The organism is Bradyrhizobium tropiciagri (assembly GCF_018130505.1).
GTDB lineage: Bacteria > Pseudomonadota > Alphaproteobacteria > Rhizobiales > Xanthobacteraceae > Bradyrhizobium > Bradyrhizobium tropiciagri_B.
Window position 1 is genome coordinate 102726 of the sequence record NZ_JAFCKH010000006.1, and the last position, 18381, is coordinate 121106.

The window sequence follows — 18381 nt, forward strand, 5'->3', positions numbered from 1 at the left end:
GTCAGGTCTTCATCAGCGGCGCGCGGGCGTCTTCCTTCGGGAAGACGCTGACGAGGTCGGTGTTCTGCCACTGCACGCCGACCGGCTTGCCATAGACGTTCTTGCCGTCGGGCCCGAACTTCACCTTGCCGCCCGGCGCCATCGCTGCGTAACCCGACGAGACGTCGAGTGTCGACAGCGCTTCGCGCACCTTCTTGGGATCGGTCGAGGCCGCGCGCTCCAGCGCGTCCGCCAGCATGAAGGTCTGCGCCACCAGGCCGCCGGCATATTCGAACGCGAACTCGCCGGTGCGCTTCTTGAACTCGACGTTGACCTTCTGGGCCTCGTCGCTGACGTCGTGATTCCAGTGCGCGACGCCCTGCAGGCCTTCCGCCGCCTTGCCGACATTCTTGTAGAAGTCCGGCATCACGAAGCCGCCGGAGCCGCCGTTGATGGCGATGTTGAGTCCGACTTGCCGCACGGTCCGCACGATCAGGATCAGGTCGTTGAGATAGGACAGCGAGAACAGCGTGTTGGCCCCGGAGGCCTTCACCTTGTTGATCAGCGGGCTCGCGTCGGTGAAGCCGGCCGAGTAAGGCTCGAACATCACGATCTCGACGCCTTCGCCCGGCGCCAGCTCCTTCAGCCCGTTCGAGGTCGAGGTGCCGAACGCGGTGTTTTCGAAGATCACAGCCACCTTGGGCTGCTCGCTGACCAGTTTGGCCATCTGCAATTGCGCCTTGGCGAATTGCGAGGCGCGCGCGAACGGCGTGAACGTGTAGGTCCGGCCCTTGTTGAGCTGGTCCGAGCTCGAGCCGGTGATGATCGGGATCCTGGCGCGCTCGCAGACTTCGCTCGCGATCAGCGTCAGGGCGCTGGCGTAGCAGCCGTGGATCGCCGACAGCTTGTTGCCGGATATCAAGCGGTCGGTCTCGGTGCGCGTCACGGTGGTGTCGCTTTGCACGTCGGAGACGATGATGTTCAGCTTGGCGCCGCCGAGCGACTTGATGCCGCCGGCCTCGTTGACCATGTCGGCCGCGAGCTTTGCTGCGGCAACGCAGCCGACGCCGATCTGCGCCATGCTGCCGGTGGTCGGATAGAGCGCGCCGATGTTGACGGGATCCGCGGCCCAGCCGCGCAGCGGAACGGCGCCGAATGCGCCGGCAGCCATGATGCCGCCGGTGCGGATCAGGAATTTGCGGCGATTGAGTTTCGTCCGTGAAGCTTTGGCCGGCGCGACATTATTAATGGCCGAAGGCTTGCGGTCCCCTGTCATGGCATCCCCCTGTGCGATCGCGGTACGGTTGCTCCGCCCGCTCGCTTTTTGTTCTTGGATCAAGCGGGCCGCATAAGAGCACGTAATTTTGCAATCGCAAAGGCGGTATCGCCCCGCGGCTGTGCAGAGGGGTATGCGAGAGTGCGACGCAGCAATCGCGTCATGGGGTGTTTTGGGAGGCGAGGGGCGTCCGTCACCGCATGTGACTATTATTGACAATCGAATGACCCGACAGGCCGGCCGCACGATGTGGGCCGGCCCGCCGGATCATCCGATCGGCCGCTGCAACTTCTATTCGGCGCTCGCCACCAGCTTGAAGCGCGGCTTGGCTTCCATCAGGCTGCGATAGGCGGCGAGATAGTCGAGCGCCATCCGGCGTGCGGTGAAGCGGGTCTCGAACTGCTTGCGGATCGCGCCGCGATTCAGCGTCTCGAGGCGACCGACCGAGGACACGGCGCTGATCTCGTCCTCGACGATGAAGCCGGTCAGGCCCTCCTCGATGATTTCAGGCACCGAGCCGCGGTTGTAGGCGATCACAGGCGTGCCGCAGGCCATCGCCTCGATCATCACGAGGCCGAACGGCTCCGGCCAGTCGATCGGAACCAGCAGGCCGAGCGCGCCGCTCAAAAACTCCGGCTTTTCGCGGTCGCTGATCTCGCCGATGAATTCCACCAGCGGATTGCCCGTGATCAGCGGCTTGATCAATTCGTCATAGTATTCCTGGTCGGCGCGATCGACCTTGGCCGCGATCTTCAGCGGGATGCCGCAGCGCGTTGCGATCTTGATCGCGCGGTCGACGCCCTTTTCCGGCGCGATGCGCCCGAGCACGGCGAGATAGGACGGCTTGACCGGCTGCGGCGTCAGCAGGTTCTCGGGCAGCCCATGATGAATGGTGCGCACCCAGTTGGCCTGCGGCACCGGCCGGCGCTGCGCGTTGGAGATCGAGATCACGGGGATCTTGGAGAACGTATTGAAGACCGGCTGATGCTCGGGAAGGTCGAGCCGTCCGTGCAGCGTGGTCACGAAGGGCGTCGGCTGTCGTGCGAACAGCGACCACGGATAGTAGTCGAGGTGGCAGTGCAGGAAGTCGAACTCCTCGTCATCGGCCTTCTGCCGCACGCGCTCCAGCATCACCATGTGCAGCGCATTGGGATCGCGGACCGAGCCGTCGAGGCGCAGCGCCTTCGGCCATGTCGCATCGAGCTTCGCGGAGGTCTTGGAGTCGCCGCTGGCGAACAGCGTGACATCGTGTCCGAGCGTAACAAGTTCTTCGGTCAGCCAGTGCACGACCCGTTCGGTGCCGCCGTAGAGTTTGGGGGGAACAGCCTCCGTCAGCGGGGCGACCTGCGCGATGCGCATTTCCGTCTCCTGTATGTGATGTGGATGGATTGACCCTCAGCCCTCTGTGGCACCCGGCATGCCGAAGACGGGAACGTTCTCGCACGTGCGTAGTTCCCTAGATGCGCGCGAACTCTCGCTTCTTTCTTCCATCACACTCCGGTCTTGGTGATGCCATCACGCTCCAACACGTTTTTGCCGATGCCGGCGGTGCAAAATTGTCGCGCAGTGGTGGCGACACCAAGAAAACAATCAGCCGCTCTTCACGTCATCGTGCACGGGAAACCGAAATAGAAGAATCCCGTTCACCCCCAACAGGTTTTGCAGGGACGTCATGGACCATCTGTCAGGATATGCGCATCGCCCGTTTCCCTTTGTGCTGCGCTATCTGCGCCGGCGTTTGCCCTCGCACGTCGTCATATTGTCAGCGGTGGTCGGGGCGGTTGCCTGCTCGGTAGGCACGCAGTACGGCGTGAAAAGCCTGGTCGACGCCTTGTCGGCCGGAACGTCGGCAGCGACTGGCGTATGGCTGGCATTCGCTCTGCTCATGTCGCTGATCGCGGCCGACAACTTTCTGTGGCGGATCGCGAGCTGGACCGCGAGCTACACCTTCGTTAGCGTCACCGGCGACCTGCGCCGCGACATGTTCCGTCATCTCACCGGCCACGCGCCGAGCTACTTCACGGACCGCCTGCCGGGCATGCTGACCAGCCGCATCACGGCGACCTCGAACGCAGTGTTCACGGTCGAGAACATGTTCGTATGGAACGTGTTGCCGCCCTGCATCGCGACGTTCGCCGCGATCACGCTGGTTGGAACCGTCAGCGTGACAATGTCAGCCGTGCTGATCCTTATCGCGGGAACCATGGTGGTGGCGATGTTCCGCATGGCGGCAGCCGGCCGGCCGCTGCATGACGATTTCGCCAACCGGGCCGCGGCGGTCGACGGCGAAATGGTCGACGTCATCAACAATCTGCCGCTGGTCCGCGCGTTCTGCGGCCTCGGCTATGAGCATGATCGCTTCGATGCGACCGTGAACCGGGAACTTATCGCGCGGGGGCGTTCCCTGCGCTACCTTGAGAAGCTGCGCCTCGTTCACGCCGGTGTGACCGTTATTCTCACCATCGCGATGCTGGCCTGGGCGCTCAATCTCTGGCAGCAGGGCGCGGCGACCACCGGCGACGTCGTGCTGGTGTGCACGCTCGGCATTTCGATTCTGAGCGCCACCCGCGATCTCGCGGTCGCGCTGGTCGACGTCACCCAGCATGTCGCGCGGCTCACCGAGGCGCTTGCGACCTTGTTGCAGCCGCACGAGCTGAAGGATCACCCCGAGGCCGAAGTGTTGGTGAAGAGCGGCGCCGCGATCGCCTTTAATAACGTCTCGTTCCGTTATCCGGGTGGCCTGCAGGTGTTCGAGCGCTTCAGCCTGCGCATCCAGCCCGGCCAGCGGGTCGGTCTGGTCGGCCAGTCCGGCGGTGGCAAGTCAACGCTGTTTACCCTTCTGCAGCGCTTCTACGATGTCGAGAACGGCAACATCACGGTCGACGGCCAGGACATCTCGCGCGTCACCCAGCTCAGCCTGCGTGCGGCGATCTCGGTGGTTCCGCAGGACATCTCGCTGTTCCACCGCTCGATCATGGAGAACATCCGCTACGGCCGGCCGGATGCCACCGACGACGAGGTGCTGCGCGCGGCGATCGCGGCGCGCTGCGACTTCATCGAGACCTTGCCCGAGGGCATGAACACCATCGTCGGCGACCGCGGCGTCAAGGTGTCCGGCGGCCAGCGCCAGCGCATCGCGATCGCGCGCGCCTTCCTGAAGGATGCACCAATCCTGCTGCTCGACGAGGCCACCGCCGCGCTCGATGCCGAGTCCGAGGAGGCGATCCGCGAGGCGTTGTCGCGCCTGATGCGCGGGCGTACCGTGGTGGCAATCGCGCACCGGCTCGCCACGCTGCGCAGCTTCGACCGCGTGGTCGTGCTGCAAGGCGGCCGGATCGTCGAGGATGGTCCGCCCGATATCCTCGTGAAGGGAAGGGGCCCGTACCGCGACCTCGTCGCGCGCGAGATGGGGCGTCTCTCGACCAGCGCGGCCTGACGGCGCGTCATCAAGCCTTGTTCAAGTTGCGGTGCGTGCGTTCGAGCCAAAATTCGAGCTAAGAGAAGTCGTCCGAGGTTCCGATGGCAGCCGACGTCGTTACGCAGATCATCACCACGCGTATCACCGAGCACGTTGTGGAATCCCCGTTCTACATTCCGATGACCGGGCCTGCGGCCCGGCCGCGGCGCTCGCTCAAGCATGACGACACCTTCATTGTGCTCGACAGCCATGGCGATATCGGCGCTTCGGCGGGCGGGCCGGATGGGCTGTTCAACGCCGACACGCGTTACCTCGCGCGGCTGGAGATGGTGCTGGAGGACGTGCAGCCGCTGCTGCTCGGCTCCAATCTGCGCGATGACAATTCGGCGCTGACTGTCGATCTCACCAATTCCGACGTCTACCGCGATGACCGGCTGACCCTGCCGAAGGATACGCTGCACATCGTGCGATCGATCTTCCTGTGGCGCGGCACGGCCTATCAGCGCATCGGCCTGCAGAACCATGGTGAGCATCCAGCCAGCTTCGATCTCACGCTGCTGTTCGACAATGATTTCGCCGACCTGTTCGAGGTGCGCGGCGAACGGCGGGCGCACCGCGGCACCGGCACCAGCAAGCTGCTGGGGCCGACCGACGTCGTGCTGGAGTATCACGGCCTCGACGAGCAGGCGCGGATCACGGCGCTGCATTTCGATCCGCGGCCGACGCGGCTGTCGGTGAACGCGGCGACCTATCATTTCGATCTCGCGCCGGCGCAGGTCACCTCGCTGTTCGTCGCGGTGTCCTGCAACAAGCCGATCATGCAGAAGCCGGTGCCGTTCTTCCGCGGGCTGCTCGCGCATCGCCGCGAGATGCGCAATTCGTCGGGCGGCGCGGCCTCGATCGAGACCTCGAACAACATCTTCAACGAGGTGCTGTGCCAGGCGATGGCCGACCTCAACATGCTGATGACCGAGACGCCGCAGGGCCGTTATCCCTATGCCGGCATCCCCTGGTACTCGACGACGTTCGGCCGCGACGGCCTGATCACCGCGCTGCAGATGCTGTGGGTCGATCCGCGGATCGCCAAGGGCGTGCTGAAGCGGCTGGCCTTCTTCCAGGCGAAGACGGTCGATCCGCTGGCGGATGCTGCGCCGGGCAAGATCCTGCACGAGATGCGCGGCGGCGAGATGGCGGCGCTGCGCGAAGTGCCGTTCGCGCAGTATTACGGCAGTGTCGATTCGACGCCGCTGTTCGTGCTGCTGGCCGGGCTCTATCTCGAGCGCACGGGCGACGAGGCGACGCTGCGCGAGTTGTGGCCCGCCATCGAGGCCGGGCTGCAATGGATCGACGGTCCGGGCGATCCCGATCGCGACGGCTTCCTCGAATATCAGCGCGCGACCGAAGAGGGGTTGCGCAATCAGGGCTGGAAGGATTCCTTCGACGCCATCTTCCACGCCGACGGCAGGCTCGCCGAGGGCAACATCGCGCTCGCCGAAGTACAGGGCTATGTGTTCATCGGCAAGCAGCTTGCCGCCCGCGCGGCGCAGCGGCTCGGCATGGCCGATAAGGCGGCAAAACTCGAGGCCGAAGCCGAGCGGCTGCGTGAGCAGTTCGAGCAGGCGTTCTGGTGCGAGGAGATCGGCACCTATGCCGTGGCGCTCGACGGCGACAAGCGGCAGTGCAAGGTGCGCACCTCCAATGCCGGCCAGCTTCTCTTCACCGGCATCGTGCGGGAAGACCGCGCGCGGCTGGTCGCGGCCGGCCTGATGAGCCAGAAATTCTTCTCGGGCTGGGGCATCCGCACCGTCGCGGTGGGCGAGGCGCGCTACAATCCGATGTCCTATCATGACGGCTCGATCTGGCCGCATGACAACGCGCTGATCGCGCTCGGCCTTGCGCGCTACGGCCTGAAGCATTCGGTGGCGCATCTGTTCAAGGGGCTGTTCGACGCTGCAAGCTACATGGAGTTGCGGCGGCTGCCGGAGCTGTTCTGCGGTTTCCGCCGCGAGCGGCGGCGCGGACCGGTGCTCTATCCCGTCGCCTGCGCGCCGCAGGCCTGGGCGAGCGCCACGCCGTTCACCTTGCTCGAGGCCGCGCTCGGACTAGAATTCGACGTGGCGCGCGGCGAGATTCGCCTGCGCGATCCGTGCCTGCCGGAATTCCTCAACGAGGTGGTGCTGCGCGACCTCCGGCTCGGTGCGTCCAGCGTCGATCTGAGGCTGCGCCGCCACAACGGCGAAGTGTCGCTCGAAGTGTTGCGCACGCGCGGCCAGATCCAGGTGTCGATCGTGCTGACGCACTGAGCGTCGCGCAGCCTCGCGTGAGGCAACAATATCGTGGGGAGAGTTTGATGCGTTCGAGGATCATAGTCACGCTCGTGGCGGCGGTGCTGGTCACCGCGGCGGGCGTCCGCGCGGCCGACGATACGGCGCCGGCGCCTTCGCCGTCACCGCCGCCGGCGGCCCAGGCTGCTCCGAAGGAGCAAGCCAAGGAGCAAGCCAAGGATCCTGCCAAGGAGCCGTCGCCGCCGCCGTCGGTGACCGTGATCGGCGCCCGCGACGCGCACGGCATTCTCGGGCGCGACGTGCGCAGCTCCGCCAATGAAGACATGGGCCGCATCGTCGACGTCATCGTCGACCGCGACGGCAAGGTCCGCGCCGCCGTGATCGATTTCGGCGGCTTCCTCGGCGTCGGCAGCCGCAAGATCGTGGTCGATTGGAACGCGCTGCGCTTCGCCGGCGTTTCCAGCAAGACCGACAGCATTACGCTGGACCTGAACAAGCAGCAGGTGAGCGCCGCCCCTGAATACAAGGAAGATACGCCGGTGATTGTGCTCGGGGCCGCAGGCAGCCTCCATCCATGGGACTACGAACATTAGGGGATTGAAGCTGGTCGCGCGTCCGAACTCCACCTTCGAGACGGTTGGCGACGGTCGTGACGAGCGATCAGCCGGCGGCGCCAGTGCTGTGCCGCCTGCTCCCGATCAGCAGAAGCCGGAAGAGCCGCGGGCACCGTCGCTGCAGAGCCAGCGCGGGCTTGACTGGTTCATCTTCTTCCTGGCCGATGTGCAGACCGGCTTCGGCCCGTTCATCGCGGTTTATCTGACGACTCAAAAATGGACCCAGGTCGAGATCGGTTTCGTGCTCTCGATCGGTGGCATCATCGGCCTGCTCGGCCAGATGCCGGGTGGCGCGATCGTGGACGCGGCGCGCTCGGAACGGATTGTCGCCGGCTGCGCGGTGGCCACCATCGGCGTCTGCGCGCTCGCTTACGCGCTCTGGCCGATCCTCCCCGTAGTGATGGTGGCCGCGACATTCCACGCGCTGGCAAGCTGCGTGCTGGGACCTGCGATCGCCGCGATCAGCCTCGGCCTGGTCGGGCCGCATGCGATCGGGGAGCGGCTCGGCCGCAATGCGCGCTTCGCCTCGCTCGGCAACGGCTCGGCCGCGGCGCTGATGGGGGCGGTCGGCTATCTGCTGTCGAACCGGTCGGTGTTCCTCGTCACCTTCCTCCTCGCGATCCCGACGCTGCTGTCGCTGGCGCGGATCCGCGAGCGCGAGATCGACATCGCGCAGGCCCATGGCGAGGTGAAGCGCGACAAGCCCGACAAGAAGGCGACCAGCGTCTTCAGCCTGGTACGGCAGCGCTCGTTGTTGATCTTTGCCGGCGCAATGCTGCTGTTCCAGCTCGCCAACGCCGCGATGCTGCCGCTGATGGCGGGCGTGGTGACGACGCGCTCGAGCCAGTGGGCGCCGGTGCTGATCGCAGCCTGTATCATCGTGCCGCAGGCGATCGTCGCGCTGTCCTCGCCCTCGGTCGGCCGCAAGGCGCAGACCTGGGGCCGGCGGCCGCTGCTGTTGATCGCGTTCGCCGCGCTGGCGATCCGTGGCCTGCTATTCGCGACGGTGCGCGATCCCTATCTGCTGGTCGCGGTGCAGGTCTTCGACGGCATCACCGCGGCGATCTTCAGCGTGATGGTGCCGCTGGTCGTGGCCGACGTCGCCTATGGCAGCGGCCATTTCAACCTGGCGCAGGGCATCGTCGGCACCGCGGTCGGCATCGGCGCCTCGCTCAGCACGGTGCTGGCCGGTTATGTCAGCGACAAGCTCGGCAGCGGCACCGCGTTCATCGGGCTCGCCTGCGTCGCCGCATTCGGGTTGCTGATGATCTGGCTGGTGATGCCGGAGACACGGCGGACGGCGCCGCTCGCTACGCCGCCCGCGGCGTGATCAGCCTCCGGTAGAGCGCGCTGTAGCACGCCGCCGACAAATCCCAGCTGTAGGACTTGGCCATCGCGCTGGCGCGCATGGCGTGGAGACGATCCTTGCTGTGATAGGCGCCGAAGGCGCGCCTGACGCCGCCGAGGAACGATTCCGCTGATGGCTGCGCAAACAGGAAACCGGTCTCGCCGTCGGCGATGGTTTCCGCAAGGCCCCCGGTCTGGTGGCCGATCGGAAGCGAGCCGAAACGCTGCGCATACATCTGGCTGAGGCCGCAGGGCTCGAAGCGCGACGGCATCAGCGTGAAATCGCTGCCGGCGAAGATCCGGCGCGCCTGCGCGTCGTTGAAACCGATCACGACGCCGATCGCATCCGGCCGGCGGCGGTGTGCCGCCACCAGCGCATCCTCGATCTCGGGCTCGCCGGTGCCGATCACGACGATCTGGCCGCCGGTCTCGATGATCTCGTCGGCGGCCGACAGCACGAGGTCGACACCCTTCTGGTGCACGAGGCGCGCGACCAGGCCGAAGATCGGCCCGCGCGAGATCGCGAGGCCGAACTGGCGGCGGACATAGTCGGCATTGGCCTGCTTGCCCTTCCAGTCGCCGGCGCCGAACGGCTGCGCGAGCTGTGCGCAGTAGCGCGGGTCCCAGCTCTCGTCGATGCCGTTCAGGATGCCGGTGAGCTGGTCTGCCGCGGAGCGGACGCGCAGCAGTCCTTCGAGCCCGCAGCCGAGCTCCGCGGTGGTGATCTCCCGGGCATAGGTCGCGCTGACCGTGGTCAGGTGCGAGGCATAGACGAGGCCTCCCTTGAGGAAGGACAGCTTGCCGTAGAATTCGAGCCCGTCGATGTGGAAGGAGCTTTCGGGCGCGCCGATCCGACGCAACGAGCCCCTCGGAAACAGGCCCTGATAGGCGAGATTGTGGATGGTCAGGATCGACGGAATCCGCAGATCCCGCCAGGCGAGGTACGCCGGTGTGAGCGCGGCCTGCCAATCGTTGGCGTGCACGAGGTCGGCTGCCCAATTCTTGTCCAGCGTGCCGGCTGCAAGTTCGGCAGCCGCCGAGGCGAAGCGGCCGAAGCGGATGTCGTTGTCCGGCCAGTCGCGACCGGACTCGTCGCCATAGGGATTGCCCGGCCGCTCGTAGAGCTGCGGGCACAACAGCACGTAGACCGGCAGCCCGTCCCTGGTCGCTGCGCGCCCGAGCGTGCAGGCCGGCATCTCGGCGCGTTCGGCGCACTGCCCGACGATCTCGATGTGCGTGAGTTGTTCGACCACATCCCGGTAGCCGGGAAGCATGATCCTGACGTCGCTCCAGGAGCGGAGCGCCCGCGGCAGTGCTGCGGAAACGGCGCCGAGCCCGCCCACGCGGACGAAATCGTCCATCTCGGTCGTGACGAACAAGACCCTCAACAAACGCGCCCTCGTTCCAACCCATCACGGGCCATGCAAGATCGGGTCCAACCTGCCTTTGACTAAAATGCAGGACGGCCCGCGGGTCCGGTCTGGACGAGACGCTTTCCTGTAGGGACGGCTCACTTTAGGGTCGCGCAGCGAACAACAAGAACGCGCGATGGAGGAAGCCTTGGCAACGACAGTAGCAGGCATCGATGAGGGCAATTTGACAGGGAGCCTGTCCGGCCTCCGCGTGCTGGATTTCTCGACCACGATCGCCGGACCTCATTGCACGCGCATGCTCGCCGATCTCGGCGCCGAGGTGATCAAGATCGAGCCGGCCGAGGGCGAGACCATGCGGACGCGGCCGCCGGTGCGCAACAACTGTTCGACGGTGTTCGGCCAGCTCAATGTCGGCAAGCAGAGCCTGGTGCTCGACCTGAAGTCGCCCGCCGGCGTCGAGGCGGTGCGGCGGCTGATCGCGACCGCCGACGTGCTGGTGGAGAACTTCCGTCCCGGCGTGATGCGGCGGCTCAAACTCGACTACGCCGCCGTCCGCGACATCAACCCGAAGCTGATCTATTGCTCGATCTCCGGCTACGGCCAGACCGGCCCGTCGGCGGAGTTGCCGGCCTATGCGCCGGTGATCCATGCCGCCTCGGGCTACGAGATGGCGCATCTGGCCTATCAGCGCGGTCGCAGCCGGCCGGACTATTGCGGCATCTACCATGCCGACGTGCTGACCGGCACCTATGCCTTCGGGGCGATCTCGGCTGCGCTCTATCAGCGCAGCGCCAGCGGCAAGGGGCAGCAGATCGACGTCTCGATGCTGGAATCGATGCTCAGCCTGACCCTGAACGAGCTGCAGTGGTCGCAGTTCGAGGTGAAGCCGAGCCAGCGCCCGATGTTCGGGCCGATCGAGACCACCGACGGCTACGTGATGGTGGCGATCGCCAGCGAGAAGACGTTCCAGAATCTGATGCAGGTGATCGGCCGTCCCGAATGGGTATCCGATCCGCGCTTCGCCAAATATTCCGACCGGCGGGAGAACTGGCCCAGCCTGATGGAGGGCGTCGAGGCGTGGTCGCGCGCGATCAGCACGCAGGCCTGTCTCGCGGCGCTCAACGAATACGGCGTGCCGTCGTCGGCCTATCGCACCGTGAGCGAAGCGCTGGCCGATCCGCAGCTCGCCCATCGCGGCGCGCTGGCCGAGGTCGCGGACGGCGGCGGCAGCTTCAAGGTGCTCAACCCGCCGTTCCGGATGTCCGCCGCGTCCGTCGCCGTCGGCAAGCGGATGTCGACGCTCGGCGAGCACACGCTGTCCTATCTGAAGGAGATCGGCCTCTCCGAGGAAGAGATCGCGGGTTTCGCGGCGCAACCCAAGACAGTGCGGGGCTAATACCCGCGACCATTTCATCCGTCTTACGGTCTTGCCGCGCGCGGCGATTCCGGACAATGTTATGCTCAATCACAACGATCCGGAACGCCGGACGTTGCATCTCGGGAGGGAGCACGGATGAAGCCGGTTGGCCGCGCGCATGCGCTTGCGCATTTATTTCTTGTCGCGGGATTTGTTTCTGCAACATTCGCGACGCCAGCCAGCGCGCAGAAGGCGGGCGGCACGCTGACCGTCGGCCAGGAACTGGATATCCCCGGCTTCGATCCGCTCAAGGTCGGCGTCTACGACACCTCGGCCAACACGGCAGCGGCCGCGATCTTCGACACGCTGGTCACCCTCAACGACAAGGGCGAGCCGCAGCCGAAGCTCGCACTGTCATGGTCGCATTCAGACGACTTCAAGACCTGGACCTTCAAGCTCCGGCCGGGCGTCAAATTCCATGACGGCACGCCGTTCAATGCCCAGGCGGTGAAGGAAAACTTCGACCGCCAGAAGGATCCCGCCAACAAGTGCCGCTGCGCATTCTACATCTCGAGCATCATCAGCGTGCAGACCACCGACGATCTCACCGTCGTCTACAATTTCAGCGATCCGTCGGTGAACTTCCCGGCGACGCAGACCATCCAGAGCTCCAACAACGTGATGCAGTCGCCGACCGCCTGGAAGACCAAGGGCGACGACTACAATCGCAATCCGGTCGGCACCGGTCCCTACATCCTGAAATCCTGGACCGCAGGCGACCGCATGGTGCTGGAGAAGAACCCGGACTATTGGGACAAGGGCAAGCCGTACCTCGACCGCATCATCTTAAAGCCGCTGCCGGACGCGCAGTCGCGGTTCGCCTCGCTGCAATCGGGCGAAGCCGACGTCATCTGGGATGACGAGGCCGACGCCGACAATATCTTGAAGGCGCAGAAGGACAGCAATCTGACCGTGCATACCTACAAGGGCTCGGGCGCGGCCGTGTACGCGGTCAACACCAAGAATCCGCCGTTCGACGACATCAGGGTGCGGCAGGCGGTGGTGATGGCGCTCGACCGGCCGAAGATGTCGCAGGCGATCAGCAGCGGTCTCAGCCGTCCCGCCTCGAACCCCTATGGCGAAGGTTCCTGGGTCAAGTGCAAGGATGACGGCGCGCTGCCGTTCGACCTCGAAAAGGCCAAGGCACTGGTGAAGGATTACGGCAAGCCTGTCGAGTTCAAGATGCTGGTCACGGCAACGCCGCGCGGCCGCACCACCGGACAGGTGCTGCAGCAGTTCTGGAAGCGGGCCGGCATCAACATGGAGATCGAGCAGGTCGACCAGGCCACCATCGTGCCGCGCGCCTTCATGCGCCAGTTCCAGATGACGCCATGGCGCATCGTCGATCTCGCCGATCCCGATCCGCAGATGTATGCGAATTTCCACACCGGCAGCCCGGTGGCGCTCGCCAATTATTCCGATCCAGAGCTGGACCGGCTGCTCGAGCACGCGCGCTCCACCGCCGACGTCGACAAGCGCACCGAGGATTATTGCGCGATCAGCCGCCTGATCAACAAGCAGGCGATCTGGTTCTGGACCTTCCAGAACACCTACTACGCGATCTCGAGCGCAAAGGTGAAGGGTATGCCGAAGATGTTCAACGGAGTGCTCGACGTCTCCACCGCCTGGAAGGAATAGCGTTGCATGCTGTTCTTCGTTGCGCGGAGGCTGCTGTACCTGGTGCCGGTACTGATCGCCGTCTCCGTGCTGACCTTCGTGATCGCCTCGCTGCTGCCCGGTGATCTCGCCTATGTCATCCTCGGCGATCAGGCGACGCCGGAGAACGTCGCCGCCCTGCGTCATGACATGGGGCTCGATCTGCCGATCTGGCAGCGCTATTTCGGCTGGCTCTGGCAGATCCTGCAGGGCGATTTCGGGCGTTCGTTCCGTACCGGGCAGACCGTCTTGCAGGCGGTCGGCGAGCGGGTGCCGGTTTCGTTCGAACTGATGCTCTTTGCAGAGCTGATCGGGCTCGCGATCGGCGTGCCGCTCGCGATCGCCTGTGCGGCGAAGGCCGGCAGCGCGTTCGACCGATTGATGACCGGCTCGGCCTTCGGCATGCTGTCGGTGCCGACCTTCCTGTCCGCGATCCTCCTGATCTATCTGTTCGCGGTCGAGCTGCGCTGGCTGCCGGCGACCGGCTATGTGCCGTTCACCGAGGACCCCGTCGCCAACCTGCGCTTCATGGTGCTGCCGGCCTTGACGCTGGCGCTGGCCGAGTGGCCGGGCATCATGCGCGTGCTGCGCTCCGACATGATCGCGGCGCTGCAGGAGGACTACATCGCGCTCGCCAAGGCGAAGGGCCTGAAGCCGTCACGCATCCTGTTCGTGCATGCGCTGAAGCCGTCGTCGCTGACGCTCGTCACCATCACCGGCATCAATATCGGCCGGCTGATCGGCGGCACGGTGATTGTCGAGACGATCTTCGCTTTGCCGGGGATCGGCCGCCTGCTGGTCGGCGCGATCTATACCCGCGACCTCATCATCCTGCAGGGCGTGGTGCTGCTGGTCGCCGCCGGTTTCGTGATCATGAACTTCATCGTCGACATGCTCTATGCCGTGCTCGACCCGAGGATCCGCCATGGCCACGCTTGAGCTGAGCCTCGACGAGACCGCGACGGCACCGGCGAAGCGCGGGCGCCGGCTCGGCACGCTGTTCTGGGTCGCGATCGGCTGGATGCTGCTGGTGTTCGCGGTCGCGATCCTGGCTGACGTGCTGCCGCTGCCGAGCCCGACCGACATGGATATGCTGGAGCGGCGGGCGCCGTTCTCCGTCGAGCATTGGCTCGGTACCGACGGCCTCGGCCGCGACGAACTGGCCCGGTTGATCTACGGCGCGCGGATCTCGCTGATCGTCGGCCTCTGCGCGCCGGTGATCGGGCTCGTCTTCGGCGGCGCGCTCGGCATGCTCGCGGGCTATTTCCGCGGCCGTTTTGAATCGATCGTGGTCGGCAGCATGGACGTGCTGCTGGCGTTCCCGCCGCTGATCCTGGCGCTGGCGGTGACCGCCTATCTCGGCCAGTCGATCTTCAACCTGACCTGCATCCTCGGCGTGCTCGGCATTCCCGCCTTCATGCGAGTCGCGCGGGCGTCGACCCTGACACTGGCGCGCCGCGAATTCGTCATCGCCGCGCAGGCGCTCGGTGCTTCGCATGCGCGCATTCTGCTGCGCGAACTGCTGCCGAACGTGCTGCTGCCGCTGCTGGCGTTCTTTCTGCTCGGCGTCGCCGTCACCATCGTGGTCGAGGGCGCGTTGTCGTTCCTCGGGCTCGGCGTGCCGCCGCCGATCTCGAGCTGGGGCAGCATGATCGGCGAGGGGCGTGAAAGCCTCGACGTCGCGCCGCGGCTGGCCTTCATTCCGGCGATCGCGATGTTCCTGACCGTGCTCTCGTTCAACCTCATCGGTGACACCATGCGTGCGCTGACCGATCCCAGGCAGGGCGCACTGTGAGCGGCGCGCTGCTCTCGGTCGAGGATGTCGCGGTCGACCTGCCGACGCCGCGCGGCAATCTGCGGGCGGTCGATCATGTCGATCTCGTGGTCGGCGCCGGTAAGACGCTCGGCATCGTCGGCGAGTCCGGCTGCGGCAAGACCATGCTGTCGCGCGCGATCCTGCAGCTCCTGCCGAAAAAGGCAAAGCTGTCCGGCCGGGTGATGTTCGACGGGCAGGACCTGCCGGCGCTTTCGGCGGAGAAATTGCGCAAGCTGCGCGGCCGCTCGCTCGCGGTCGTGTTCCAGGATCCGATGACCTCGCTCAATCCGGTGCTGACCATCGGCACCCAGCTGACCGAGACCATGCAGGAGCATCTCGAGCTCGATCTCGCCAATGCGCGGCAACGGGCCATCGAGCTTTTGGCCGCCGTCGGCATTCCCGCGCCCGAGCAGCGCCTTTCGCAGTATCCTCACCAGCTCTCCGGCGGCATGCGTCAGCGCGTCGCGATCGCGGTGGCGCTGTCCTGCGAGCCGAAGCTCCTGATCGCCGACGAGCCGACCACCGCACTCGACGTCACGATCCAGGCGCAGATTCTCGATCTGTTGGCGCGGGAACAGCAGCGCCGCCACATGGCGATGATCATCATCACGCATGACCTCGGCGTTGTCGCCGGCCGCACCGACGAGGTCGCGGTGATGTATGCCGGGCGCGTGGTCGAGCGCGCGCCGACGCCGTCGCTGTTCAAGCAGATGCGGATGCCCTACACCGAGGCGCTGCTTGCGGCCTTGCCGAAGCTCGATGCCGCGCCGCATACGCCGCTGCCGGCGATCTCGGGCCGTCCGCCCGATCCGACCCGGCCGCTCAAGGGCTGCTCGTTCTCGCCGCGCTGCCGCTATTCCGCCGGCCGTTGCGGCACCGAGAAGCCGCACCTCAGCGCGGCCGAGGCGCCGGACCATCTCTATGCCTGCTTCCACCCGATCGCGGCGGGAGCCAACGCATGATGTTGCAGGCCGTATCCGACCCGCTGCTGAAGGTGGAAAACCTCGTCGTCGAATATTCGGTGGGTGGCAAGACCATCCATGCGGTGTCCGATGTCAGCCTCGACATCGCCCGCGGCGAGACACTGGGGCTGGTCGGAGAATCCGGTTGCGGCAAATCCACGCTCGGCCGCGCCGTGCTGCAATTGCGCCAGGCGGTCTCCGGCAAGGTGCTGTTCGATGGCCACGATCTCACCGAGCTGCGCGGCGAGGCGCTACGCCGGATGCGCCGGCGCGTGCAGCTGATCTTCCAGGATCCGATCGCCTCGCTCAATCCGCGGCGGCGGATCGGCGACATCGTCGCCGAGCCGCTGGTGATCGCGGGCGTCAAGGATCCCGAGGAACGCCGGCAGCGCGTCAACGAGGTGCTGTCGGCGGTCGGCCTCGATCCGGCGCTGGTGAGCGGACGCCTGCCGCATGAATTCTCCGGCGGACAGTGCCAGCGCATCTGCATCGCGCGCGCGCTGGTGCTCAATCCCGAATTCGTGATCTGCGACGAGCCGGTGTCGGCGCTCGACGTCTCGATCCGCGCGCAGATCCTCAATTTGCTGGAGGAGATGAAGACGCGCTATGGCCTGACCCTGCTGTTCATCGCCCATGACCTTGCGGTGGTGAAGGCGGTGAGCGATCGCGTCGCCGTGATGTATCTCGGCCGGCTCTGCGAGGTCGGCCCGTCCGAGCAGCTGTTCGCGCGGCCGGCGCATCCTTATACCGCGCTGCTGATCGAGGCGATTCCGGTGCCCGATCCGGATGTCCGCCCGACCCAGAGCATCCCGGTCGGCGAGCCGCCGTCGCCGATCGCGCCGCCGTCGGGCTGCCGCTTTCGCACCCGCTGTCCGCGGGCTGATGCGCGCTGTTCGAGCGAGGTGCCGGAACTGCGCCTGGTCGCACCCGGCCAGCTCGCGGCTTGCCATCACCCGCTGATCTGAGTAAGGCCCACCCATAGCGTTTTCGGGCGAAGCGGGTACCGGTTCGCGTCAAGAAAACGCGTCCAGCAAAAGAGTCCGCATTTGTCCCGCCGGAGCGGGCGTGGCAAGGTCCGCGGCAAGAACAAAGCTTTCGGGAGAACAGCGATGAAGAGCTTCCAGGTCGTCGATTTCAACGCGCCTCTGAAGGAGGTCGATCAGCCGACGCCGCAGCCGTCGGGCACGCAGGTGCTGATCAAGGTCAAGGCCGCCGGCGTCTGCCACAGCGACCTGCACATCTGGGAAGGCGGCTATGATCTCGGCCACGGCCGCAAGCCGCTGTCGCTGAAGGACCGCGGCGTCTCGCTGCCGCGCACGATGGGCCACGAGACGGTCGGCGAGGTCGTGGCGTTCGGGCCCGACGTCAAGGATTCCGACAAGGGCGGTCTTGCGATCGGCGATGTCGCGCTGGCCTATCCCTGGCTCGGTTGCGGCAAGTGCCCGACCTGCCTCGGCGGCGATGAGAACATGTGCGCGATCAAGCCGAATGCGCTCGGCGTCTATTGCGACGGCGGCTATGCCGATCACATGACGGTGCCGCATCCGAAATATCTGCTCAACCTGAAGGGGCTCGATCCCGTCACCGCCGCGCCCTATGCATGCTCCGGCGTCACCACCTACAGCGCGCTGAAGAAGGTCGAGAACGATCTCGATACCCCGATCGTGATCTTCGGCGCCGGCGGCCTCGGCCTGATGGCGCTGTCGCTATTGAAGGCGATGGGCGGCAAGGGTGCCATCGTGGTCGATATCGATGCCAGGAAGCGCGAGGCGGCGGAAGCGGCCGGTGCGCTCGCGACCGTCGACGGCAAGGCGCCCGATGCGCTGGAGCAACTGATGAAGAAGGCGGGCCAACCGATCCGCGCCGCGATCGACCTCGTCGGCAACGCGCAGACCTCGCAGCTCGGCTTCGATTGCCTGACCAAGGGCGGCAAGCTCGTGATCGTCGGCCTGTTCGGCGGCGGCGCGACCTGGGCGCTGCCGCTGATCCCGATCAAGGCGGTCACGATCCAGGGCAGCTATGTCGGCAATCTGCGCGAGACGCAGGAGTTGCTGGACCTCGTGCGCACCAAGAAAATCCCGGCGATCCCGGTGACCCCGATGCCGCTCGCCAAGGCCAACGAGGCGCTGACCAATCTGCAGAAGGGCCAGCTCGTCGGCCGTGCCGTGCTGACGCCGTAGTTCACATCGTCATTCCGGGGGCGATGCGTTAGCATCGAACCCGGAATCTCGAGATTTC

At 65.9% G+C, this 18381-nt stretch carries 14 protein-coding genes; 11 read left to right on the forward strand and 3 right to left on the reverse strand.

Annotated elements, in window-relative coordinates; genetic code table 11:
- Position 1 precedes the first annotated feature (1 nt).
- Positions 2 to 1255 carry an ABC transporter substrate-binding protein gene (locus JQ633_RS16800; protein ID WP_211986166.1) on the reverse strand — a complete coding sequence of 418 codons (1254 nt, stop codon included), beginning with the start codon at positions 1253 to 1255 and terminating at the stop codon, positions 2 to 4.
- A gap of 291 nt (positions 1256 to 1546) precedes the next feature.
- On the reverse strand, positions 1547 to 2614 hold the full coding sequence (locus JQ633_RS16805; protein WP_211986167.1) for a glycosyltransferase family 4 protein: 1068 nt from the start codon (positions 2612 to 2614) through the stop codon (positions 1547 to 1549).
- Between the two features lie 313 nt (positions 2615 to 2927).
- On the opposite strand from JQ633_RS16805, the gene JQ633_RS16810 reads away from it, so the two are divergent.
- From JQ633_RS16810 to JQ633_RS16825, 4 genes are all read left to right on the forward strand, one after another.
- Positions 2928 to 4691 (forward strand): ABC transporter ATP-binding protein, encoded by a 1764-nt coding sequence (locus JQ633_RS16810; protein ID WP_211986168.1) that lies wholly within the window; start codon positions 2928 to 2930, stop codon positions 4689 to 4691.
- An 83-nt stretch (positions 4692 to 4774) separates the two neighbouring features.
- Positions 4775 to 6976 carry an amylo-alpha-1,6-glucosidase gene (locus tag JQ633_RS16815; RefSeq protein ID WP_211986169.1) on the forward strand — a complete coding sequence of 734 codons (2202 nt, stop codon included), beginning with the start codon at positions 4775 to 4777 and terminating at the stop codon, positions 6974 to 6976.
- 47 nt (positions 6977 to 7023) lie between these two features.
- Positions 7024 to 7551 (forward strand): PRC-barrel domain-containing protein, encoded by a 528-nt coding sequence (locus JQ633_RS16820; RefSeq protein WP_249159425.1) that lies wholly within the window; start codon positions 7024 to 7026, stop codon positions 7549 to 7551.
- A 4-nt stretch (positions 7552 to 7555) separates the two neighbouring features.
- The gene (locus JQ633_RS16825) at positions 7556 to 8902 is read left to right on the forward strand and encodes an MFS transporter (RefSeq protein ID WP_433995660.1); all 1347 of its coding nucleotides are present in this window, start codon (positions 7556 to 7558) and stop codon (positions 8900 to 8902) included.
- On the opposite strand, the gene glgA is transcribed toward JQ633_RS16825, so the two are convergent.
- Positions 8883 to 10307, reverse strand: a complete 1425-nt coding sequence (gene glgA, locus JQ633_RS16830; protein WP_211986446.1) for a glycogen synthase GlgA — start codon at positions 10305 to 10307, stop codon at positions 8883 to 8885. The genes JQ633_RS16825 and glgA overlap by 20 nt on opposite strands.
- Before the next feature lie 160 nt (positions 10308 to 10467).
- Here glgA and JQ633_RS16835 point away from each other — a divergent pair, with 160 nt between their 5' ends.
- The 7 genes from JQ633_RS16835 to JQ633_RS16865 all read left to right on the forward strand — a co-directional run bounded on the left by JQ633_RS16835 (position 10468) and on the right by JQ633_RS16865 (position 18323).
- Positions 10468 to 11688 carry a CaiB/BaiF CoA transferase family protein gene (locus JQ633_RS16835; RefSeq protein ID WP_211986170.1) on the forward strand — a complete coding sequence of 407 codons (1221 nt, stop codon included), beginning with the start codon at positions 10468 to 10470 and terminating at the stop codon, positions 11686 to 11688.
- Positions 11689 to 11805: 117 nt separating this feature from the next.
- Positions 11806 to 13347, forward strand: coding sequence for an ABC transporter substrate-binding protein (locus tag JQ633_RS16840; RefSeq protein ID WP_211986171.1), 1542 nt, complete (start codon positions 11806 to 11808; stop codon positions 13345 to 13347).
- Positions 13348 to 13353: 6 nt separating this feature from the next.
- Positions 13354 to 14304: an ABC transporter permease gene (locus tag JQ633_RS16845; RefSeq protein ID WP_211986172.1), complete on the forward strand. Its 951-nt coding sequence runs from the start codon at positions 13354 to 13356 to the stop codon at positions 14302 to 14304.
- A complete protein-coding gene (locus JQ633_RS16850) occupies positions 14291 to 15160 on the forward strand; it encodes an ABC transporter permease (RefSeq protein WP_211986173.1) in 870 nt (289 codons plus the stop codon). The genes JQ633_RS16845 and JQ633_RS16850 overlap by 14 nt, the downstream gene beginning before the upstream one ends.
- A complete protein-coding gene (locus JQ633_RS16855; protein ID WP_211986174.1) occupies positions 15157 to 16143 on the forward strand; it encodes an ABC transporter ATP-binding protein in 987 nt (328 codons plus the stop codon). Before JQ633_RS16850 ends, JQ633_RS16855 begins: the two co-directional genes overlap by 4 nt.
- The gene (locus JQ633_RS16860; RefSeq protein WP_211986175.1) at positions 16140 to 17108 is read left to right on the forward strand and encodes an ABC transporter ATP-binding protein; all 969 of its coding nucleotides are present in this window, start codon (positions 16140 to 16142) and stop codon (positions 17106 to 17108) included. The genes JQ633_RS16855 and JQ633_RS16860 overlap by 4 nt, the downstream gene beginning before the upstream one ends.
- Positions 17109 to 17252: 144 nt before the next feature.
- Positions 17253 to 18323, forward strand: coding sequence for an alcohol dehydrogenase (locus JQ633_RS16865; RefSeq protein ID WP_211986176.1), 1071 nt, complete (start codon positions 17253 to 17255; stop codon positions 18321 to 18323).
- The last annotated feature ends 58 nt before the right edge of the window (positions 18324 to 18381 follow it).